Below are 23,933 nucleotides of genomic sequence, written 5' to 3' on the forward strand. Positions count from 1 at the left end.
ACCCCGCCGGCCCTACACCCGAAAACCATCCCGACACAACCGCGAAACCCCACCCCACACCCCCCACACCACCCCACAACCAACAACCACTCACAACCACTCACAACAACGGACGCGATCGGAGGACCTGTCCGACCGGTTGCCCGCGCATCACGACCCCGGCGTCATCCGGTCCCGGGTGGCCTCGGGCGTGTAGCGAAAGCGCCTGTCCCTTGCCTCGGCATACACGAACGCGTCGCTGTCGAGCTCCGACATGTCCCTCCCGACCAGCGGGAGTCCGCCGTAGGCGACCCGGGGGCCGTGCACGGCGTCGGCAGCGACACGGAACAGCCCCGCGACCCGGCTCACATAGGCGGTGACGGCGGGCGGTGAAAGAGCCCCCCGCGACACACGCACTTGCACGAATTCCTTCATGGAGCTGACGAGACCGACTCGGGGAGAAATTCCGGTCATCGAATTCGAATACGAGAATTCCGTCGTCGTTTTCCGCGCATCGTTTCGGCACCCCTCGCGGCCTTGGCTGGTCGTCGATGGGATGCGACAGACGGGGCGGGTTCCCGAAGCCCAGTTCCCGAAGCTGCCTGTGGATCGCCGACCCGCACGCCCTCCCGTCGGTGTGCGGCCGCCACATCGGATCAGTGCCAACGAGTCGGCGCTCAAGGTACCTGAGCCGCAGCCGTAACGATGCTCCGTGCGGTCACATCGATGGCCATGGGGCCAACCGCTCGAAAGTGGACGAGTCCCGGGTCACCTGCGACATATTCCACACGGTACTCGTCGACGAAAGCACTCGTCATATCCAAGGCGTCATCGACGGAAACATTGACGATTCCTTGAAGCGTGATTCTGAGCTGCAGCCTCATAGAGTCTCCCTGCAGCCAAAGGTCGACTGCGCTTTCACCGCTCCAGACAGCCACGGAAACTCGCTCGATGAAATACCCTTCGTAGGAGCGAAGCAAATCGGATGCACGCCTGCAAACAGCTTCGAGAGAATAGTTAGCACTCAAGGCTTTCTCCGGTCTCGTCATGAGGATGATCCCGTGGGAAGATATCTCCGTCCGCATTTCTGCGCCTAAGCGACTTTCCGGATCTATCCTCATTCCATTCTTTAGAAGTACGAGTCACTCGTCCGGATTCCGTTTTGATCGTAATGCGACTCGAGTCGCCATCAATCTTCCTATACGTGGTGTACTCGCCACTTTTAGAGGTCGTTCCAACCCATCCATTACGAGTGAGTACGTCCTCAGCTTGCTGCTTGGTCAGTCCATCGAGGTTGGGCACGGAATTGACGTCCGGTTGCGACTCATTGTGCACGAGCGCATGGCTGCCTGCCACCTGCACGTAATAAGTGTGCAAAGTGTCAACGGTCAGGTTGTACACACGCTGTACACGATGCCCGGCAGTCGAGGCGACCACCCGGAGCCTCGAACCAGTGGGCGTCCGAAGCTCGTCGCCAGCTCGCAATTGGTCGACTCGAGACCAGCGTTCGGCATTGGCAACCCAGAACAAATGATGACTGGTTGCAACCAGGGAGCCCGGCTCGCCACCTTCCGCAGCCTCCACCGAGATCGTAGTTAGATCTTTAATGTCCTCACTGGTGATCAGCGCCGTCACTGCTCTAGCGAGAGATGCCCCGCTTTCCGGATCCGTGGCCAGGACCAAGTCTCCGAGTTTTATCTCGTCGATGGCCTTGCTGGTTCCGTCTGCCAGGAGAACCTGCGTGCCGGGGACGAAACTATTGCCCTTACACGCCGGTTTCGATTTCGGTGCGTCCGGCTTGTTTTCCGGTACGTCGACCCGAGAGCCTTCTTTCGCCCTTTCACCGACCTTGGCGGCTTTGCGGACCGACGAAAGAACCTTGGCCATGCCGCCGATCGCCATCAGGGCAGTGTCACCGCAGTCCCATGACCATGTGGGGTCTTTGGCGCACGCGACGATGGCCGGCAGCGGGTTGAGGGCGTCGTCGAGGAATTTCCAGGTGCTCTTTCCCTTTTTTCCGATCCAATCGCCGACGTCGCTGGCGATGTCGATGGGGTTCCACATGTCCCCGTCAAACCCGATACCGGTGGCGTGGCGGCCGGATTTTCCGGTTGCGCCACCGGCGCCGCCGCTTCGGACCTTGGGTGGGGTGCGGCGTTGGGGAGTGCGCGGGTGGTTGACGAGGACGGCCTTTTGGGAGCTGACGTTCACCAGCTTGGCGGCCTGTTGGGCCAGGCCGATGGCCCAGCGGACGATCAGGCTGAGCAGTGCGAAGAAGTCGAATTCGCCGGAAGGGTCGGCTGCGGTGACCGGGTTGTTGTGGCCGTAGACGTAGCCGTTCATCTGGAGCGGGTCGGCGAGGTCGAGGACGGGGTCGACGGAGATGAAGCGGCCGAGTGTCTTGTCGTATTCGCGGGCGCCGAGGTGGGTGAGGCCGGTGCTGGTGTCGTTGGTGCCGCCGACGAATCCGCGGCTGCCGGGCCACATCGAGGGGGCGGTGCCGCGGTCTTCGCCGAAGGGCTTGAGCTTGCGGCGTTGTACGGGCATGCCGGGGGCCAGGCTGACGGATGTGGTGGCCGTGCCGTGGTGGTCGGGCAGCAGGAGGTTGAGGGTCTTGCCGACGCCGGCGGTGCGGATCACGGTCGGGGCGCCTGCTTGGCCGTAGTAGCGGTCGGCGGTGAGGGTTCCGTCCGGTTTGACGGTGATTTCGGTTTCGCCGAGGTAGAGGGTCTTGCCCTGGGGGGTGCGACCGATGAGGCGGTTGCCGTCGGCGTCGTAGACGTATTCGCTGGTGCCGCGGGTGGGGTCCTCCACCTTCGCCAGTCGGTTGTCCGGGCCCCAGGTCAGGCTCTGGGTGTCGCCGTCCTCTTGGCGGGCGGTGGTGTTGCCGACCGCGTCGTAGCCGTAGGTGTTGAGGGTGGAGCCGCCGGCGCCGGCGGAGGTGACCGAGGCGAGTCGGTGGCCGGGGCCGGTGGGGGTGGGGTGGTAGGCGTAGGTGCGGGTGACGTTCTTGGTGTCGTCACCGCCGGCGTCGTGCTGGGTCTCGGTCAGGCGGTTGCCGACGGCGTCGAAGGTGAACGAGTGCCAGTAGGGGTCGGGTCCGCCGATCTCGGCCTTGGCCGGCGTGGGTGCGCAGGTTTCCTGCGTTCGTGAGGTCCAGGCCTCGGTCATCTGGCGCAGCGCGTCGTAGGTGAAGCACTGGGTGTCCCATTGGGTGGTCGGGCCCGAGCCGGTGCCGGCGGTGACGGCGGTGACGTTGCCGATGGGGTCGAAGCGGTAGCGGGTGTCGGTGACCCGGTTGTCGGGGCCGGTTTCCTTGTCGTTGACCGAGCGGACCACGCGGCCGGTGTTGGGGTCGTAGTAGTTGGTGGTCCATACCCGGGTGGGTGCGGAACTGGCCGCGGTGCGCAGTACTTCGCCGTAGGGGCTGTAGGTGGCGTCGCTGACGTACCAGGTGTGGCCGCTGGTGCTGATCGGCAGGCCGTCGGCGTTGTAGCGCACGACCAGTTGCTCGGGGGCCAGTTCGGCGGCGCCGGGCAGTGCGGTCTCGGCGATCGCGCCGGTGGGGGTGTAGGTGTAGCGGTATTCGTAGTTGCCGGCGAGTTTTCCCTCGTTGGCGGGGATCGTCACGATCTTGCCGGTGGGGCGGTTGTCGGTGTCGTAGCCGGTGGTGCGGGTGGTGTACGCGTGGCCGTTGTCGTAGCGCGTCGCGGAGGTCGGCTGGCCCTTCTTGACGGTGTCGTAGACCCACTCGGAGATCTTGGGTCCGGTGATGTCGCCCTGGTGGACGGCGGTCTTGCGGGCCACGTCGTCGTAGATGCTGGTGAGGGTGACTCCTCGGGCGTCGGTGAACGAGGTCTGCCGGCCGAGGTTGTCGTACGCGTAGGTGGTGGTGCCCTTGTCGGGGTCGTCGCTGCGGGTCATCTGGCCGCGGGCGTCGTAGGCGTACGTCCAGGTGTTTCCGCCCGGGTCGACCACGCTCTTGCGGTTGCCGCGCAGGTCGTAGGTGTAGGCGGTCTGGGTGAACTGGGTGCGCTCGGCGTTGGTGAATTGGTCCAGGCGCACGGCGCGGCCGAGCATGTCGGTCCAGACCCGTTGGGCGGTGCCGCCCGGGGGCGGGACGCTGACGGTGTGGTCGCCGCCGTATTGCGTGCTCTCGCTGAAAGTCGGCTGGTGCGTGGGCGCGCCGGCGAGCGGCGGGTTCCAGGTGTCCTTGCGCAGCGGGCGGCCGAGTCCGTCGTAGACGGTGGTCTGCCATTTGGGGATCTCGGTGTCGCTCTGCGGCACGTACAGGGTGTCCGCGGGGGTGCCGGTGGCCAGGTAGGTGCCGTTCGCGCGGCGTACCGACCCCGAGGTGTTGTACAGGGTGTCGGTGACGAGCCGGCCGGCGTTTGCGCCGGCTTGCGTCTGGGTCTGCCTGGGTCGGAGCAGGCCGTCGTACAGGGTTTTGGCGACGCTGTAGGTGCCGTCGTCCTTGATGGTGCGGGTGGTGACGACGGTGGGCCTGGTGCCGGTGGTCTTGTATTCGTACTCGACGCCGGGGCTGAGGCCGGCGGCGACGCGGCCGGGCTGCCAGACGCGGATGAGGCGGCCGAGCGGGTCGTATTCGGTGCGGTGCACGTCGCCGGCGACGTCCTGGACGGTCAGTGGTTGGCCGCGGCCGATGTCGTTGGTGGTGACGAGGGTGTTGCCCAGGGGGTCGATCGTGTCGACGCGGGCGGCGGCGCCGCCGGCCTGTGGGGTGTAGCTGACCTTGGTGGTCTTGCCGTTGGTGTTGGTGGTGATCAGGCCTCGGCCGGCTTCGTCGAAGGTGATGTGCGACGCGTGGTCGAAGTTGATGCCGTCGGCGCGTACCTGGTATCCGTCGGTGGGATTTCCCTTGGTGGGGGGTTGTCCCAGTGGCAGGTCGTCGTAGGCGGTCTTGACGTCGTTGACGACGCGGTCGGGGCCGGCGGTGTCCGCGTCCGCGCATGATCCGGAGGTGGTGCGGGTTCGGACGATCGCGCCGAGGATGTTCGCGGCGATGTTGTGCGTGTAGGTGTTGACGACGCATTGTTCGTCGCCCTGGACGGCGAGGTCGCCGCTGTCGTCGGATCGTTCCGGAAGCCCGTGGACGGGGTCGAACGTGACGGTGGACTTGGCGGTTCGGGTGCGGCCGCCGTCGAGGTGTTGGATGGTGGTTTTTCCGGCCTCGCCGACCTGGTATCCGTGCAGGGTCGGCAGTCCGGTGCGCGCGTGGGTGGAGGTCACCCGGTGCCAGGGGGTGGTGAGTTCCCGTTCGGCGATCTGTTGTCCGTCGTCGGTGTAGGTGATGGTCTCGGCCGGCATGCCCTGGTAGGGCAGCAGGTCGTCGCCGACGACCGCCCCGGTGGAGTCCTTGACCTGGACGACGCGGTTCCCGCCGGGGATCGGGTCGCCGTGCATGCCGCGGAAGAAGCGGGTCTCGGTCTTGCCTGCGACCGTGCCGTCGGCGGTGTCGGTGGCGCCGGTGCGGACGATCACCCTTCCGTAGCCGCGCCACTGGCTCCAGGTGAGTTGGTTCGGCTTGCTGAACTCGGAGTCGTCCTTGGCCCAGGCGGCGCCGTCGACATATTCGTAGCGGGTGCTCTTGGTCGGTCCGCCGCCGACGAAGTCCTCTTCGTCGACCCGGGTGACGACGTACTTGTTGAACCACTCGGGGACCTTGGGGTCGGCCTCGTCACCGGGTTGCCACATCACCGGGTAGCAGCGTGAGCCGTTGGTCGCCGGGGTCGGCTTGGGTGCGGCCGGGTCACAGGGCGCGGAGTAGTGCACCCGAATGCCGCCGCCGGTCTCGGTGTGGATCGCGGCGACGCGCAGTCGTTCGAACCCGGGGCGGTCGTCCGTGGGTGCGGAGACCCGGTTGGGCATCGGGTCGGCGTTGGCGTAGAAGGAGACGGGCGGCAGGGTCAGGGTGCCGCCGTCGGCGTTGCGTCCGGTCCGGGTGATGGACTCCAGCCACAGGGGCGGGTTGGTGTCGTAGCGGGTGTCCTGGAAACCCTGCTTGAACTCCCACGAGTCGACCATGCGGTACTCGTTGACGCCCGGGGCGGTGGTCACCTGGGTGGAGATCATGGTCAGGCGCTTGCGCGACCAGAACGTGGGCGAGCCCACGTAGCACTTGCCGGTGGCCGCGCAGTACGTGTCGGCCGGGGTGTCCGGCCACTGCTTGGCGTCCTGGCCCTTCTTGGTGAACTTCTCTTCCGCGCAGTTGAACGTGGCGGTGACGATGCAGCGTTCGGCGGTGGTGAAGGTGACGCGCGCGGGGGCGACACCGAAGACGTTGTCCTTGCGCAGGCCGTAGTCGATGCGCAGCGGGTAGGCGGCGCGGTCGTAGGCGACGGGGGTGGCGAAGACGCCGTTCCTGGCGTAGTGGTTGGTCTCCTTCTGCCAGTAGAGGGCCATGGCGTTGCCGTGGGTGTCCTCGACGTAGTCCAGGTTCCAGCGCCAGCCCTGGACGCACGAGGAGTTCGCGAAGGCCGTCTGGTGGCAGGGCTCGTTCGGGTGGTTTCCGAACACTGGGACGGTGAGGACGGAGTCGGTGGTGGGTTTGCCCGTCGTCCAGCCCGGGAGCTTGTTCAGGCCGAAGTGGTAGCGGGTGCCGTCCGGGGTGGTGACGACCCAGTTCTCGCCGTTGTCGTCGCCGTTGCCCGCGGCGTCGAACTTCTGCTCGATGCGGGTGCCGTCGTCGGCGCCGGGCTTCCATTTGCCCGTCGCGTCGTCCTTGATCAACGGTGTGGTCGAACCGCCCAGCGACATCACCGCGTTGTCGGTGCGCCAGCACAGGTCCCCGGTGTTCGCCGGGTTGTTGTGGCCGGCCGCGTCATCGGCCTTGCAGCCCTGGTAGGCGCGTTCGATGAAACCGGGGTGGTAGTCCCAGCCCTCGCCGAGCCACGAGGCCTGGTTGTTGCTGGTCGAGGTGCGCCCGTCCACCGACTGGGAGGAGTAGCCCAGCGACAGCTTGGGGGCGAGGTCGGAGGCCACGGGGGGAGTACCGAGGGGGTATTCCCAGGAGAAGTTCCCGGACGAGCCGCCTGCGGTCCAGGTGCCGGAGGGCTTGAGGTCGGTGGCCTTGTAGTCGCCGGCGTTGCCCTCTCCGCCACCGGTCGCGGCCAGCACCATGGCGCCGCCTGCCGTTGTCGCCGCGCGGAGCGCGCCCCCCTCGCCGGTGGGCGGGGTCGTGGTGGGATCGACGAGGGTGCTGACGCGGTCCGCCTTGGCGTCGTTGGTGGACGCCAGGTCGACGGGTTCCGCGCAGCCGGCCGCTTCGGGGGTGGTCAGGAAGCACTCGGGGAATTGCACCAGACGCAGTCGGGAACCCCAGCCCGCGCCGTAGAGCTTCTCGAACGCCGCGTAGTCGACCGCGAGTTGAACTGCGGTGGCGTCGGGGCTGGGTTCGAGTTTCACCAGGACGCCGTCGATGCCGGCGGCCTCGGTGGCGGCGCGGTCGGAGACGGTGACCGTCCAGCTGCCCGTCGGGGTGGAGGTGGTCGACGGCGAGGAGGCCGTGGAGGTGGTGCGCGCTGCGGTCCGGCTTTCGGTGGTGGCGGGGCCGATCAGGATCGGGAGTCCGCCGACCCGCTGCAGGCCGGTCTCCGGGGTTTCGGTCGCGCCGGTGGTCCGGGCGGTCGAGCCTGCGCCGCCGATGACGATGACGCCGGTCCCGCCGTCCGGGGCGGTGGTGCGGTCGAGCTTGTACTCCTGCTCGGGTGCCGCCGGAGGCCGGTATTCCGCGGTGCTGTCGGCACCGGGGACGGGCTTGTCCTTCTGCAGTTCGGGGAGTTCGACGCCGCCGCGCGGCGCCCCGGCGACCGCGGAGGCCTGCGCCGTGATCAAGGTGGTGGTCATCACGGTGGCCACGCAGAGCGCCACCGCACGGAGACCGCCGCCTATTTCCCGCGATTTCTTTTTGCGGTTTCGGGCATGGCGCTGCCCGGTCACATCCACGAACAGCACGAGAACCCCCACCCCGGCGGGCATTCCCCAGTGCCCGCGCCACAAAAGACGAGCCAGATCCTGCCGGCGCGCACCCTCCGAAAGCCAGCCCCGGAATACGAGATGACTTAGATCACTTTACTTTCCGTAAACTTTGTATTTAAAACCTCATGAATTACGCCAAGCCAGGGCTCTTTCTCTCCAACCGGTCGGTCGACGCATCACATGCCCTACGCATCCATTAGTCAATAAAAAGACCTGATGATGGGTGTGAAGTGTTGCTTTTCCAATGATTCATCCCCTGGAGTGGCAGACCGGCGACGCTGTGGACGCATGTCAGGAGGACCTCGATCGGAAGCCGACCGGACGGCGAACTCCTCACGTCCGCCCCGCTGCTCGACCGGCTTCGACTTTCCGTGCGTGACGCGCGACCCCTTGGGGCGCCATGCTGTGCTCGGTATTTCTGTGCCCGCGTTTTCACGCGCGGGTTTACTTGCTTCGATCTTCGGTAAGCGGCCGTCTATTCACGCAATGACGGCCGGGGGGTTTCAAAGGGTGGGGTGGATGGCCGTGAGACGGCTGCGGTTGGCATGGCCCGGAAAACGAGCTCGGGTGGGGGTCGCGGCCACCGTGGCCCTGGCGATCGGAGCCGGCGGTATCGCCGTGCTCGTCGACGACGACACGGGCGGAAGAAAGAGGCCCTCCGTTCCCGCGGCGGCCCCACCGCCGATGGAGTCGGCGATCACCATCGCCGAGACCAGGGCACAGAAGCAGGCCGCCGCCACCGGGCAACCCGTGTTGGTCACCGAGACGCTGACCGCCACGGGAACCACGCACGCCAATCCCGACGGCACCTTCACCCGCGACGAGGCGGTCAAACCCGTACGGGTGAAGCGAGACGGCCAGTGGACGCCCGTCGACACCACCCTCGTTCCCGGCGCCGACGGATCACTGACGACCAGGGCCACCTCGGTGGGCCTTCGCTTCGCGGGCACGCCCGCGCGCCCGCCGGCAGCCGACGACCGGGCCGCTCGCGACGCGACCCGCCCGACCACCGTGACCGCCGAGCCGACACCCGGCACGGACACGCGGCTGCTGGAGATGAGCGTCGGCGCGAGCCGCTTCGCGATGCACTGGCCGGGCCCGCTGCCGGCGCCGATCGTGCGGGACTCGCGCGTGCTCTACCCGGACGTGCTCCCCGGCACCGACCTGGTGCTGACCGCCGGCGACAACGGCTTCTCCCAGGTCATCGTCGTCAAGTCGCGGGAGGCGGCGGCCGATCCCAGGCTCGCCGAACTGGGGCTGCGACTCAGCTCCCCCGACCTGAGATTCACCATCGACGACGCGAGTGTGGTGCGCGCCGTGGACGCGAGCGGCACCGAGGTCGCCGCCGCACCGACCCCCTACATGTGGGACTCCGCCGGCCACCCGCAGGCGCCCTCGGCCACCGGCCTGGACCTGCCCGGCCTGGGAGGGCCCGAACAAGGCTCCCACGACGCCCTCGTCGGCACCCGTCTCGACGCCGACACCCTGCGCCTGACACCGGATCGAACCCTGCTGAGCGCGCCGGAGACGACCTACCCGGTCTTCATCGACCCGTCCTTCAACGGCCAGACCGAGGCCTGGACACTCGCCTACAAGACGTACGCCGGCAGTTCGTTCTGGAACGGCGCGAACTTCAACGGCGGTACCGACGACGCCCGTTCGGGCCACGAGTCGCAGTCCAACGGCACCTCCCAGTCGTTCTTCCGTCTCGACTGGGACGAGAACGGAATGCGCAACGTCGCCGTGCAAAGCGCGACCTTCCGGGTGATGAACCACCACTCCTGGTCGTGCGAGAAACGGGACGTGGAGCTGTGGCTCACCGGGTCGATCAGCTCCGCGACCACCTGGAACAACCGCCCCGGCGACGTGGTCATGCTCGACAGACGCAACGAGGCACACGGCTACAACGCCTCCTGCCCGGGCGACTACATCGGCTTCAACGCCAAGGACGCCGCCGAACGCGCCTCCGCCGCCGGCTGGGCGGACATCACCGTGGGCATCCGCGCCGGCGATCAGAACGACGCCCTCGCATGGAAGAAGTTCCGCGACGACCCGGTCCTGACCGTCGTCTACAACCGCCCGCCCAACCAGCCGATCAACCCGACCCTGACCCCCGGCGGCCCCTGCACCACGACACCACCCTTCGCCCGCGTCGGCCTCACCGACGTCCGACTCACCGCGCAGGGCAGCGACCCCGACGGCAACCTCGACCGGATCCGGCTCGACGTCTGGCGCACGGGCACCTCCGACCACCTGTTCGCCGATTTCCTCCAGCCCGACTCCCGCGGTGTGATCACCCACGACATCCCCGCGTCGCGGTTCGTCGACGGCGCGACGTACTCGTGGAACATGCAGGCCCACGACACCTCCGGCGCGGTCTCGGACCCCAACGGCAAGGCCGGCGGTTCGATCCACTGCCAGTTCACCGTCGACCAGAGCGCTCCCAGTGCGCCGGAGATCTCCTCGCCGCAGTTCCCCGCCGGCAAGGACGGCGACTGGGTCGGCGGCGCCGACTTCGGCACCACCGGGGACTTCACCTTCAAGTCGGGTGACGGCAGCGACGTCGTCGAGTACGCCTACAGCCTCGACACCACGTCGTTCACCAACCGGGCCAAACCCAACTCCCCCGGCGGCGTGGCGACCCTGAGGATCATCCCCCCGCACGCCGGGCCGGCCGTGCTCTACGTCAAGGCCATCGACGCGGTCGGCAACCGGTCCACGCCCACCGCCTACACCTTCTTCGTCGAGCCGCGCGATGCCCTCGACGGCCCGATGGACTTCACCGGCGACCAAAAGCCCGACCTCGCCACCGTCGACGGCTTCGGCAACCTCCGCCTGTACCCGTCGTTCTCCGGCGGCCGGCTCAACGAATCCCTCGACGCCGCCGGCGTGACCGAGGGCAAGGTGCCCGCCGGACACTTCAGCGGCGCCCTGGTCACCTACAACGGCGACTACTGGGGCGGCGACGGCCTCCAGGACCTCGTCGCCCGCATGCCCGACGGAAGACTGTGGATCTACCCCGGGAACGGCCGCGGCGGCGTGGACGCCGCCGCACGCATGGAACTGCGCCTGCCCACCGGCGCGCCCGCCCCGTCCACGTTCACCCAGCTCCTGTCCCTGGGCGACGCCACCGGCGACGGACACCCCGACCTCATGGCCGTGGACACCGGCGGCACGCTGTACGCGCTCACCGGCTACACCGGCGCCACCATCGCCAGGATCGAGACCGTCGCCACCGGTTGGCAGGACTACACCATCCACGGCGCCGGCGACATCACCGGCGACGGCGCGTTCGACCTGCTCGCCCGCACCAAGGCCGGCGACGGCAAGCTGTGGCTCCACAAGGGAACCAAGGAAGGCAACGGCACCCGCCTGAACTCGCTCGGCTCGAACTCCACACGCATCGAGTACGCCGGGAGCGGATGGCAGCAGACACAGGTCGCCCAGATCACCGCGATCCCCGACGTCACCGCAGACGACATCCCCGACCTGTGGGTGCTGCGCACCAACGGCGACCGCGTCTTCCACCCCGGCCTGCGCACCTCACCCGGCAACGCCACCAACGCCACGGGCGAAACCTCCTGGGACCACTGCCAGGACTTCGCAACGGCCGGCGGAACACAACGAGTCTGCGGCCCGATCCTGACCAAGTACCTCGACATGGGCGGACCGAACGGCCAAGCCGGCGCCCCGACGACCGGCGTGAACACCACCCCCGACACCGCCGGGCGATACACCCACTTCGCCAACAACACCTCCATCTACTGGAGCCCGGTCACCGGAGCCTGGGCCGTCACCGGCGGCATCCGCACCCGATGGTCCCAACTGGGCTGGGAAGGCGGCCGACTCGGCTACCCCCACTCCGACGAATTCGACGTCGCAGGCGGCCGACGCAGCTCGTTCCAGAACGGCTACATCCGATGGAACGCCGCCACGCAAACAGCCACCGACCACAACCCCAACGACAGCACGAGCACACGACGCAACGAATTCTCCGGCGACTTCGACGGCGACCACCGCGCGGACGTCCTGACCGTCTACGACCACGGCCAGGCCACCACCGCGTTCTTCGTCTCCCCCGGCAACCCCGACGGCACCATCGGCGCACCCCGCCAGGCATGGGTCAGCGTCGCCGGATACTTCGACACGACCCGCGTCAAGTACACGATCGGGGACTTCGACGGCGACGGACGCGACGACATCGCCGCACTCCACGTCTGGACCGACGGCAGCACCTCGCTGTTCAAGTTCATGGCACGCCCCGACGGCGCCTTCGCCGACCCGGTCCCCGGCTACGTCACCCCCGCCGGCAACTGGGACTGGAACCGCGCCATGGTCATGGCCGGCGACTACAACGGCGACGGCAAGGACGACGTCGCCATGGTCTACGCCCAAGTCCCCGACCCCGCCAACGGCACCACCTCCGTCCACACCTGGGTCGTCCGCAGCGACGGCGCCTTCGACACCCCCGTCCCCGGCTGGCAATCAGCACCCGGCACCTGGAACGCCGCCTCCGCCAAATACACCGTCGGCGACTACAACGGCGACGGACGCACCGACATCGCCGCCCTGTACGGCTGGAGTGACGGAAGCGTCACCCTCCACACCCTCCTCGCCCAACCCGACGGAAAACTCGCCGCACCCGTGCAATCCTGGCGCGGCGCCCCCGGCACCTGGGACTGGAACCGCGTCCAACTCACCACCGGCGACCACAACGGCGACGGACGGGTCGAAGCCGGCGCCACGTACGACCTCGGCGGCGGCGTCACCGAATACCGCGTCTTCCCCACCACAAGCGGCGGACTGTTCACCGACCCCACCCTCGCCTGGCAATCACCACCCGGCACCTGGGCAACCAGCGCCGCCTGGGCCGTCACCGGCGACTACAACGGCGACGGACGCACCGACATCGCCGCCATGTACGAATGGACCGACGGCTCCACCACCACGAACACACTCCTCGCCAACACCGACGGCACCCTCAACCAACCCGTCCAAGGATGGCGAGCCCCACCCGGCACCTGGTAACCCACCCAACCCACACCAACCACCGGAGCCCGGCACGCCACGCGCGCCGGGCTCCGCCCATCCCTCCACGCACGGCCATGGCAGCAGTCGCCCGCCCTCGGCCCAAGCGGCGACACAAGCCCACAATCCAAAGCAACACCGTCCCCCCTCGACTCGCGAGGAAGGACACACTTCGCCTCGCGCCGGTCCATCGGTCGGTTCGTGTCCATCGGGGCGCCCGAATCGGTTCGTCCCATCGCGGCGTCGCGGCAACGGGCTCTTGCACCTGCGAAAGGCGACCGGGTCACGAGGTGGTCAGGGCTGCGCGGATCTCCTTGTCTCGCGCTCCGGTCGGCGGGTCAGCGTCCTCGTTCGCCGCACTCCGCCGGACGGACGACGCCACCGTCGATGCTCTCCCCGATCGGTGCGCCCACAAGGCGCACGCACGCATCCCCGCACTCATCCACCGGCGGATATTCGACCGTCACCGACGCGATCGACACCCTTGCGTCCGCGAGGTGCAGTTCCCCTCGCGGTGGCTCCGCGGGGAGTACGCCGTCCAGGATCCCGAACGCCACCGTCCCGCCCTCGGCCGCGACGGCTTCGCGGACGTCGAACCGCCAATGGGCGGCGGCCGAGCCGAGCAGGTCCCTGCCCGACCTCCCCAGCGAAGTTGTGGACCGTGGGCAGGTCACTCTCGAATCGGTCCGGTTGTCGAGCCGGTATTCCAGCCGACGGCCGGGCGGAAGCATGGGAATCGTTCGGGACGAAGCGCGTTGCAGCGCCTGGGTGAGGTCGTCCTTCCAGGCTGATACCAGTGGGGGATCGACGGTGATCCCCCACGTTGCGGGCAACAGTGGGCCCGATGTTCTCGATGACGACCACAAGAACACCCGTGGAATCGCGGGGTTGAATGTCAACAATCACGTACGGCTCGTTCTGCTCGCGCTGAACCTTCTGCGCATGCTCCAACTGTCCACGAGCAAGGACTACCTGCTCGTCGGCAGCGCGCGCCTGCCTGTTGGCGTACTCGGCCGAGGCCGACGCAGTCTTGGCTTGCCACAGACTCACACCAGCCGCGCCCAAAGCCACAACCCCGGAACCAATGGCCACCCACATCTCCGCACCCATGGAGGGACTTGGCGGAGTTGCCCGACATCGCCGACGCTGGCGGTAAGACCGCGTTCACCGCGCCGAAGGCCTCGCCCGGGGACTCGGCGTCGGGCACGGCGCGGCACGCGGATTCATCGGCAGCTCCGGGCTCGGAGCAGGGTCACCACCTTGGTCACCGGGCACCACGCCACCTTCTCTCGCAGGCGGGGCGACACACGCGCCGACATCGCCGAAGGCACGTGGGTCCAGGGACTCAGTCGGTGGTGTCCCAGGACTTGAGGACCGCCGCGACGCTCGCCGCGGTGGAGGAGGCGCGGGTCAACTCGTCGGCGAGCGCGGTGACTCCGGCCTGGGTGAGCTTGATCGGGACGCCGCACGCCGCGAGGTAGCCGTGGGCCACCGCGACGGCCACGCGCAGATTCGAGCGCTCCAGCCAGCGCATGCGGCCCAGGCTGTGCGCGAGGGCGGCGGCCTTGGCGTAGGGGCCGTGGTAGACGTCCTGTCCGGCGATCACCGCCCGATGCCGCTCCACGGCCGCGACCGGCACCCCGTAGTCGTCCGGGGCCGGGTCGTCGTGCCCCGCGCGGCGGGCGACCTCGAGGATCCACGCCAGATCGACGCGCACGCTCACCCGCGCGCCTCGATCTCGTCCAGGAGGTCGCCGTAGCCGTCCAAGACCTCCTGCGCGGCCGCGAGGAACGTCTCGCGCAGACGTTCGTTGTCCGTGCGGATCAACTGCTCCACGTACTCGTTCACCGGTATGTGCCGCGTCTCCGCCGCCTGGCGCGCCATCTCCGCCGCGGCCTCCTCCAACCGGAGATTCACCTGAGTCTTCGCCATACCCCGCAAGCTACCACCTGATAGCAGCGTGGGGAATCGAGGACGAACGGGCGACGGGCGACGGGCGAAACACCGAACCCCACGCCGGGGCTCCGGCTGCTTCCTCCTGCGGATCGTCCAGGTACAGCGCCGCGTCGTGAGGGCTGTGATTGGTGCCTCGGACCGGGAGGAGAACGCGCCGGAGCGACCTGTTCGAGCCGGCGCCGGCCGTGCGTGAGCCGCGCCGGGGCCAGGCGGACCTGGGTGGGCGTCATCCTCCGCCCGGCGCGCCGGTGCCTTTCGCGTCGACGACGCGAAAGGCACCGGAATCGGTACGGATGCTTCAAAGCCTCCGCAATGCCTCAAAAGCTCGGCATCGCGCCGAACGCGGTCGAGCCGGTCGGCAATCGTCGCGGTCGGCTCGGTCCACCACGTGATCCCCAGTCCTCCACGCGCGACGCAGGCCGGGGCCAGCGAACGGGGCCACCGCTCGCAGAAGCGGACTCGGCGGCGGCGCCTTGACAGCCCGGTCCCACTCTCAATGCCGGGCCGGGCCGTGGCGCGGGAGTTTGGCGTTGAAACTCCCGGTGTGCTCGCAACGCCGCGCGCCGGCACGACCACGGTCCGGGCCGGCGACACGAGGAGAGAAACCGCGCAGCATTCCTTGCCACTCTTCCCGCCCGAGGACGGGCAGGGTCCTTTCGCGGAGGAGGTCGAGGTTCGCGCGGCCGAACATTTCCTCTTGAGCATTCTGATCTTGTTCACTGTGCCTTCGACGGCTCCGGAGTTGTGCGGCAATGCGAGTCCGGCGATCGCTTCTCCGGTTCGGCGGCAGCTACGTTGTGGAGGTAGGTCGCTACGCGGCCGAGCATTCGAGGATGCGGCCGTCGCCGGTGCCGATGAGGAAACGGCCGGTGGCCGTGACGGTGAGAGCGGTCGGTACGGCGGAGACCGCGCCGACGCTGAGGTGCTGCCGCCAGCGCACGGTGCCGTCGCCCAGGTCGAGTGCGACCACCTCTCCATCGTCGTACCCGACGTAGACGGTAGCCGCGTCGGCGTCCAGTGCGGTGGCTTTCCGGTCGGTACGGAACACCCACCGCGGGCGCCCGTCGGTCGTCTCCCGCCGGACGACGAACGACCCGCCGGGCTGGAGCCCTTGGCCGTGGTACACGGTCCCGGCGTGGACCAGGGTTCCGTCCGCGGCCTCGATGCCGGGACCGCCGAAGTGTGTTTCGCCGGGCTCCCACGAGTACGGGAACATCCATCGGACGGAGGAATCAAGGGGTTCGACCGGTCGCGCGATCGCGGGCCCTTCGAGATCCATGGCCGTGACCCAGCGCTCTCCCTTGTAGGGGTTCTGCTCGCCCGGGGGCCGGCGGGTCGACTGGAAGTAGACGCGGCTTCCACCCCGTACGGGCAATCGGCTGCGGGCACCGTTGCGCCCGTGCGGTGACAAGGCCGGCCGGCCGTCGGCACAGCGCACCAGCGAGACGAACGACGACGCGACGATGCTGTCGAGTTGTTTCCCGTCAGCGAGGGAGAGCCGGACGACCGACTGCGGAACGGAGTCGCGCGTGTCGAGGCGGCGTTCGAGCCCGACCCAGGCGGATCCTTCGTCCGTGGCGACGACGATCTCGCGCCCGCCCTCCTCGTCCGGAACCATCCAGGCTCGCTCTCCCGAGGGCAGCCAGGATTCCAGCTGCACCCCGTCGAGCGTGGCCAGGATCCGGCCGTCCGAAAGTGCCTCGACCGCGCGGACATTGCGGCGCGATTCCCAGTCCGAGCTCAGCTCCGCGACCATCCGGTGGGCAACTGCGCTGCCGTCGGCACGCGGCGCCGGTACGCGCGGGCCGGCCAGGTCATGACCGGTGAGGGACTTGGCGGGCACAGCGGTCCAGTCCGGTCTGCGCACCACGGCGACATGACCCTCGACGCGTGCGGTCTCGTCCTCCCAGTCGTCGGGCGGCGCCATTACCACCCGCAATGCCTGTTCATCGAGCCATTCCAACTCCAGGACCTCGCGGCCCAGCGCGTGCTCGATGAGCGATGTGGCCGTACCCGTCTCCAGGTGCAGCAGGAGCAGCCGGCCTTCGAAGAAGTAGCCGCCGTCGTAGCGGCCGGTGCCGATCGCGAGCAGCGGAAGCGTGGGATGGAAAGCCATCGCGTGCACCGGGTAAGGCGAGCGGACGAGGGCGTGGCAGGCCAGGTCACCGGTGGCGTACACACCGACGGGTGCAGTGCCGCCGAACTCGTACCTGCCCGCCACGGCCAGCAGGCCACGCCGCTCGTCGGCGGTGGCCAGCACAGGGTCACCGATCTCGGCGAAGGAACGGTCGCCGAGGATCCGGTCGACGGACAGCGGGATGGTCATGGCGTCGATCTTCGCAATCCCGGGAGATCATCGGGAACCTGGGCCCATGCCCAAAGCCTCGGCTCACGCCGACACGCCACATGTCGCCATGCGTCAGGTGGTCGGAACCCGGGTTCAACTCCGCAACCGCTGGCTCACTCCGGGTCGTCCCCGGTGGCATGACACCGCCTCCCGCGCCCTCGCCCACACCCCCGCCGTGGCCGCACTGCGCGGAAGGCGCCGACCCGGCCCTCGACCCCGTCGGATGCCGGGGCATACACGTCACCGGTGGGCACACCCGATGCCTGGCCCACCTCGACCCGGCAGACCGGGGAGGACGGCGAAGAGCATGCCGTCGACGGCGCCGTTGAGGTTCTCGATGCTGCCCTTCAGGTGTGGGCTGTAGGGCGGCAGCACGGTGATGTCGGCGTCCAGCGCGGTCAGCGCGGTGGTCACGGTGTGGGAGAGGAAGTCCCTGCCGCGGTCGAACCGCACGTGCTCGGGCAGGCCGCCGAAGGGCCCGTAGGGGTCGGTGCGCACGATCGCGGAGCGCAACGCGGCCAGGACCGAGGCACGGGTGGGGTGGCCTGGGGTGACGGCGACGCCGGTGATCGCTTTCGTCGCGCAGTCGACGAACCACGTGATGTACGGGTGGACGAGGTCGCCGTCGGCGGTCACCCGCAGCGGGGCCTGGACGTGATCGGCCTCCCAGACGTGGTTGCGCCAGGTGCGGGGGCGCTTGGCGAACACGTCCAGCGCGCCGCCCTGCCCGGCAGGGCCGCACCCGAGGCGTCCGCGCGGTCCATCAACCGCTCGACCACCTCGTCCACCATCGCATCCGTGTCCGCAGGCGGATCGCCGGTCCGCGGGTTCTCGATCTCGGTCATGACTGTCCGTTCCGGAAGGGCCGGGAACCGGGACGGTACCCCGGCCCGTCATTCACATCACGGACTACACGAACTTTCAGATATATCCGGTGACCCGGGCTATGACGACAAAGGGCAGGGCCGGCCCTGCCGTACCGCAGGCACCACCGGTCACGCCCCGAACGGCCGAACGCGCGACACGGTCACAACGGCGGCGCAGCGGACGGCGACACCGATCGAGCGGACGACACCGTCGGGACCGAGCCGACACGGTGCGGCAGACGACCGCGCAGCGAAACCCGCGAACGACACGAGAACGCCCGGACCGAGATCCGACCCGGACGGCACGGCTCCCCTCGCGGCGCGGCGACGAGGGACGTCAGCCCGGGGGCGCCCGTCGGCGGGCGGACGTGGGGGGTCTCGACGCGGCGGGCGGGTGTTGGTGGAGTTCCGCGGGGTCGGGGAGGGGGTACTCGGGTGGGCTATGCGGTCCTGGGGTCAGGAGGAGAACGAGGTCGCCGGGTGGGATGCGATCGTCACCAGCCGGTGATCTGAAGGATGTGTACGCGTTCGTGTCGTGGCACGACCTGGTAGACGAACGTGCCGTCCGCGACCAATGCGGTCCCGCCGTGAGAATCCCTCGCAGGCCTCGCCGACCCGAGCCCGGACGTGAGGCCGCGTCGATCTGCCCCACGACGCACTCGGTGACGCCGCCGTCCCTGCTGGCCCGCCTGGAACGCGTCGGGGCACGTTGCTCGAACAGCCCGCATACGCATGGAAGTTCTGATAGGAGGGAGACCACGACCACTCCAGGGTCCGTGGAACGGCACCTCGAGAGGCGGCGCGGCGGGCAACAGCGGATCCACCGCCTGGCCGGTGGGGCGAAGGGGGAGGGCGATGAGCAATCCGGGTGGTACCGAGCGGTGGATGGACCTGGCGGACGCGATCACGCTGCTGCGGGAGCAGATCGCCGAGGCGCAGAAGCGGATCGCGGAGCCCGGTACGGACCAGGGTGTGCGGTTCGCGGTGCAGGAGATCACGGTGGAACTCGGGATGGAGTTGACCGAGGGCAAGGGCGTGAACGGCGGGCTGCGGTGGAGCGTGGTGAGCGCGGGTGGCCACAGGGACCACGGCAGCAAGGCCACCCACACGGTCACGGTAAAGGTGGCGCCGCACGGGCCCGGCGACCGGCCCATCGAGATCGTCGGCACCGACTAGCTGTTTTCGTCCGGTGCGCCCACCGGACTCGGGCGAGGGGAAGGGGGCGGCGCATGGTGGAGTTCGACCGGCGGGTGCAGGTCCGGGTCGGGCGGGCTGATGCCGCCGGGCGCGGTTTCGGGTCGGGGTACCTGATCGCGCCGCGCCTGGTGCTGACTGCCGCGCACGTGGTGGACGGTACAGCCGCGTCGGGGACGCGGCCGGTGAAGGTGTCCCGTCCGGACGCGGGCGGGCGGGAGTACCCCGCTACGGTGGTGTGGCGACGGAAGGACGTCAGGGTGGACGCCGCGCTCGTCGAGGTCGCGGACCTGGAGGACCTGGACGGCAAGCACGTCTGGCCCGTGCCGGGGTCCCTCGCAGACCTGATCGCCCGTCCGCCGCAGCGGTTCGGTCATCTGATCGGCACCCGCCCCCACCCCGTCACCCTGACCGGGTACCCCGGTATGCAGAAGGATGTCGACGGCGGGCCGCGCCTGGACGAACAGCTCACCGGCCGCGTCCCCCCGGGCACCGGGGCGCTCGCGGAACGCTACGAGGTCCTCGGCGACGACCCCATGCCCCGAACGGAGGCCGCGGTCGGCGTCAGTCCGTGGGCGGGGTTCTCCGGGGCGCCGGTGATGGCCGACGACGGCCAGGGCGGGGACTTCTTGCTGGGCGTGGTCCGCTACGACCGTCGCGCCGACGGTGGGGTCCGGCTGACCGCCACTCGCGCGGCCCACCTGATCTGCGACGACGCCTTCCGCGCCGTGATCAGCCGACACACCCGCTGGGACCCCGCCCTGGAACCCGTCGAACCCGCCGGCGTCCTCGCCCACGCCGCTCCTCGACGCGACCGGAAGTCGCCCGCCTCATTGCTGAGCGCCGACGCCGAGGCCGTCGCCTTCCACGGCCGCGACGTCGACTTGGCCGAGCATGTCGCGTGGTGCGCCGCCGGCCCGGCCGGGGTCGCGGTGCGGGTGTTGACCGGGCCGGGTGGGCAGGGCAAGACCCGACTGGCCCGCCGCTTGACCGACACCCTCAGCCGGCAGGGCTGGGCGACCGGGCACCTTCGCTCGGATCTGGACGACCACCGGCCGCCGCCCAACTTCTCCTGCCTGAGCACCGCGCTGCCCCTCCTCGTGGTCGTCGACTACGCCGAGACCCGTCCCCGCGTGCTGCGCGACCTGGTCACCGCGCTGCACCACTCCCGCCATCGCGTGCGGATTCTGTTGCTGGCCCGCTCCGACGGTCCTTGGCGCACCGGCCCTTCGAACGCCCAGGCCGCGGTCCGTGATCTGCTCGACGCGGAGCCGGCCGTCGAACTCGCTCCGCTGCTGCCGCATAGGGGCGTCGCGGAACCGCCGGGCGGCCAAACGCACACGGGTTGGGTCGACCGCGGGGCGGCGTTCCGCGCCGCCGCCCGTGGCTTGGCCGAGCTGCTGCCTCTGCTGCCGACCGTCCCGGCCCACGACTGGGCGGCGCTGGCTGCCGCGCTCCATCCGCCCGGCGACCTGGACCACCCCCGCTATGCCAACGCCCTCACGCTGCAGTTGGCCGCCCTGGTCGCGCTGCTCCAGCACGGCCCCTCCCCTGCGGACACCGCTCCCGGCACCGCGCCGGAGGAAATCCTCCTGCGGCACGAAGCACGATTTTGGGAGGACACCGCCAAGGCGTCCGCCGTCAAGCTCGGCAATCTGCCCACGTTCGTCCTCGGTGCCGCTGTCGCCACCGCCGCCCTGTGCGGGGCTGCCGACCAAGACGAGGCCGCCGCCGTACTGCGCGCCCTCCCCCACCGGCTGAAGGCCGGCAGGGCGCTGCGGGCCGCGGCCTGGGTGAAAGGACTGTATCCGGCCGAACCGGGGCGCTATTGGGGCACGCTCCAGCCGGACCGCATCGCCGAGTTCCACGCCTCGCGTGCTCTCGCCGACAAGACCATCGCCTTGGCCGAGTTGCTGCCCGTGGCCGCACCTGCCCAGCAGGCCCAGTTGATCACCGTCGTGGCCCGCGCGGCCATCGCTCACTACAACGCCGGCCGCACTCGGGTCAGCGAGGCGCTCGTGCATCACCTGGACACCCACCTCGAGACCAGCTTGCTGCACCCGTACGCCCTGGCGGCTGCCACCGTCGCACTGCCTCACCCCTCCCGGGTCATCGCGCCCTTTGCCGTACGCCTGAACGCGGCACTTGTCGAAGCCGCCCTGCAGCAGGACCCCGACGACGCGGCGTACGGGCCCGACCTGGCTCTCTCGCTGTCCAACGTGGGGATCCGGCTGGCGGAGGTGGGGCGGCGGGACGAGGCTTTGGCCGCCGAGCAGCAGGCGGTGGAGATCTATCGGCGGTTGGCAACCGCGAACCCGGACGCGCACGAACCCGATCTCGCCCGCTCGTTGTCCCACCTCGGGGTCCATCTTGGGGAGGTGGGGCGGCGGGACGAGGCTGTGGTCCCGGCCGAACAGGCGGTGGAGATCCGCCGGCGGTTGGCGACCGCGAACCCGGACGCGCACGAACCCGGCCTCGCCGCCTCGCTGACCAACCTCGGGGTCCGGCTGGCGGAAGTGGGGCGGCGAAGCGAGGCTTTGACCGCCACCGAACAGGCGGCGGAGATCTATCGGCGGTTGGCGACCACCAATCCGGCCGGCTACGCATCCGACCTTGCCCTCTCGCTGTCCAACCTCGGGGTCTCGCTGGCGGAGGTGGGGCGGCGGCACGAGGCTTTGGCCGCCGAGCAGCAGGCGGTGGAGATCTATCGGCGGTTGGCGGCCACGAACCCGGCCGCATACGAACCCGGCCTCGCCGCCTCGCTGTCCAACCTCGGGGCCTGGCTGGCGGAGGTGGGGCGGCGAAACGAGGGCCTGGCCGCCACCGAAGGGGCGGTGGAGATCTACCGGCGGTTGGCGACCGCCAACCCGGACGCGCACGAACCCGGCCTCGCCCGCTCGCTGTCCGACCTCGGGGCCGACTTGGCGAGAGTGGGGCGGCGGGACGAGGCTCTGGCCGCTGCCGAGCAGGCGGTGGAGATCCATCGGCGGTTGGCGACTGCCAACCCGGCCGCATATGAGCCCGGCCTCGCGCGTTCGCTGTCCAACCTCGGGGCCTGGCTGGCGGAGGTGGGGCGGCGAAACGAGGGCCTCGCCGCTGCCGAACAGGCGGTGGAGATCTATCGGCGGTTGGCGGCCACGAACCCGGCCGCATACGAACCCGACCTCGCCACCTCGCTCACGAACCTCGGGGCCTGGCTGGCGGAGGTGGGGCGGCGAAACGAGGGCCTGGCCGCCACCGAACAGGCGGTGGCAATCCGGCGACGATTGGCGGCTGCGAACCCGGCCGCCTACGAACCCGACCTCGCCGACTCGCTGACCAACGTCGGGGTCCGACTGGCGGAGACGGGGCGGCGAAACGAGGCAATGGTCGCCACCGAACAGGCGGTGGCGATCTATCAGCGGTTGGCGACCGCGAATCCGGACGCCTACGAACGCGACCTTGCCGTCTCGCTGGCCAACCTCAGCGTCGACCTGGGGAATCTGGGGCGCCACGACGAGGCTCTGGCCACCGAGCAACAGGCGGTGGATATCTATCGCCGGCTGGCAACCACCAACCCGGCCGCATACGAACCCGGCCTTGCCGCGTTGTTGTCCAACCTCGGAGTCCATCTGGGAGAGGTGGGACGGCGGGACGAGGCGCTGGCCGCCGCCGAACAGGCGGTGGAGATGCATCGGCGGTTGGCAACCACCAACCCGGCCGCATACGAACCCGGCCTCGCTGCTTCGCTGTCCAACCTCGGCGCCGACCTGGAGCATCTGGGGCGCTTTGACGAGGCGCTGGCCGCCGCTGAACAGGCGGTGGAAATCTATCGCCGGCTGGCAACCACCAACCCGGCCGCATACGAACCCGACCTCGCCCGCTTCCTGGCCAACCTCGGGGTCCATCTCGGGGAGGTGGGACGGCGGGACGAGGCGCTGGCCGCCGCCGAACAGGCGGTGGAGATCTGTCGGCGCTACAAAGACATGCTTCCGACGCTGATCCCGCTGTTGCTCGGGGCCCTGGATCTGCAGGTGGCATTGCTCGACGCCCTTGGGCGCGAGAACGAGGCGGCGGCGATTCGCCGCCGGCTCGACACGAATGCACTGCCACCAGGTACCCACAATTGACGAGATGAGATGTTCGGCCGCAGAAGCAGGAGATGCCTACCGCCCACAACACGAAGGTCGAGGCGGCCCGCGACGACCCGACGTCGATCGAAACGCAGGAGTGGTCGGGCATCCGGGCCATCGCCGGCTCATCATGGGTGTCGACGCCGAATGAAGCGACCTGGCCCAAACCGTGAATCGCCGACGAGACGAAACTGCCCGGTGGACGCGGTCGTGATCGGGCGCGGCGGATCGATACGGAGCCGTGTCCGGCTTCAATGGGTCGGGGACCGATCCCACGGGCAGGTACCGCCTTGGATCCGCTACCTGGCCTTGACCGGGTTCTCAGAGGGCATTTGATCTAGATGAAATAAACTTTATGTCCTAAGGCTTGTCCCGTAAGTGATCTTGGGTGTGTCGGCCGCGGTTCGGGGCCGGGTTATCCGGCGAGGGTGAGGTTGTGCAGGCGGGCGATGC

General features: G+C 69.1%; 10 protein-coding genes and 1 pseudogene. 3 read left to right on the top strand and 8 right to left on the bottom strand.

The window, feature by feature from the left end:
* Positions 1 to 150: 150 nt before the first annotated feature.
* From ACWCPW_RS49745 to ACWCPW_RS49755, 3 genes are all read right to left on the bottom strand, one after another.
* On the bottom strand, positions 151 to 396 hold the full coding sequence (locus ACWCPW_RS49745; protein WP_449768285.1) for a hypothetical protein: 246 nt from the start codon (positions 394 to 396) through the stop codon (positions 151 to 153).
* 260 nt (positions 397 to 656) lie between these two features.
* Positions 657 to 863, bottom strand: coding sequence for a hypothetical protein (locus tag ACWCPW_RS49750; protein ID WP_449768286.1), 207 nt, complete (start codon positions 861 to 863; stop codon positions 657 to 659).
* A gap of 133 nt (positions 864 to 996) precedes the next feature.
* A complete protein-coding gene (locus ACWCPW_RS49755; protein ID WP_449768287.1) occupies positions 997 to 7,845 on the bottom strand; it encodes an RHS repeat-associated core domain-containing protein in 6,849 nt (2,282 codons plus the stop codon).
* Positions 7,846 to 8,544: 699 nt separating this feature from the next.
* Between ACWCPW_RS49755 and ACWCPW_RS49760 the strand changes: the two genes are divergently transcribed.
* The gene (locus ACWCPW_RS49760; protein WP_449768288.1) at positions 8,545 to 13,005 is read left to right on the top strand and encodes an FG-GAP-like repeat-containing protein; all 4,461 of its coding nucleotides are present in this window, start codon (positions 8,545 to 8,547) and stop codon (positions 13,003 to 13,005) included.
* 1,345 nt (positions 13,006 to 14,350) lie between these two features.
* Here the strand turns inward: ACWCPW_RS49760 and ACWCPW_RS49765 are convergent.
* The 5 genes and pseudogenes from ACWCPW_RS49765 to ACWCPW_RS49785 form a co-directional block, all read right to left on the bottom strand.
* Positions 14,351 to 14,728 carry a fic family toxin-antitoxin system, toxin component gene (locus tag ACWCPW_RS49765; protein WP_449768289.1) on the bottom strand — a complete coding sequence of 126 codons (378 nt, stop codon included), beginning with the start codon at positions 14,726 to 14,728 and terminating at the stop codon, positions 14,351 to 14,353.
* Positions 14,725 to 14,937, bottom strand: a complete 213-nt coding sequence (locus ACWCPW_RS49770; RefSeq protein WP_449768290.1) for a hypothetical protein — start codon at positions 14,935 to 14,937, stop codon at positions 14,725 to 14,727. The genes ACWCPW_RS49765 and ACWCPW_RS49770 overlap by 4 nt, the downstream gene beginning before the upstream one ends.
* Positions 14,938 to 15,772: 835 nt before the next feature.
* Positions 15,773 to 17,287 (bottom strand): outer membrane protein assembly factor BamB family protein, encoded by a 1,515-nt coding sequence (locus tag ACWCPW_RS49775; RefSeq protein ID WP_449768291.1) that lies wholly within the window; start codon positions 17,285 to 17,287, stop codon positions 15,773 to 15,775.
* Positions 17,288 to 17,548: 261 nt separating this feature from the next.
* Positions 17,549 to 18,016 carry an integrase catalytic domain-containing protein gene (locus ACWCPW_RS49780; RefSeq protein ID WP_449768292.1) on the bottom strand — a complete coding sequence of 156 codons (468 nt, stop codon included), beginning with the start codon at positions 18,014 to 18,016 and terminating at the stop codon, positions 17,549 to 17,551.
* Positions 18,016 to 18,153: pseudogene (locus ACWCPW_RS49785) on the bottom strand (IS256 family transposase); the annotation flags it as partial. The gene ACWCPW_RS49780 and the pseudogene ACWCPW_RS49785, both read right to left, overlap by 1 nt.
* 876 nt (positions 18,154 to 19,029) lie before the next feature.
* Between ACWCPW_RS49785 and ACWCPW_RS49790 the strand changes: the two are divergent.
* A complete protein-coding gene (locus ACWCPW_RS49790; protein ID WP_449768293.1) occupies positions 19,030 to 19,350 on the top strand; it encodes a trypco2 family protein in 321 nt (106 codons plus the stop codon).
* A 53-nt stretch (positions 19,351 to 19,403) separates the two neighbouring features.
* Positions 19,404 to 23,477: a tetratricopeptide repeat protein gene (locus ACWCPW_RS49795; RefSeq protein WP_449768294.1), complete on the top strand. Its 4,074-nt coding sequence runs from the start codon at positions 19,404 to 19,406 to the stop codon at positions 23,475 to 23,477.
* Positions 23,478 to 23,933: the final 456 nt, after the last annotated feature.

Source organism: Embleya sp. NPDC001921 (assembly GCF_053594475.1).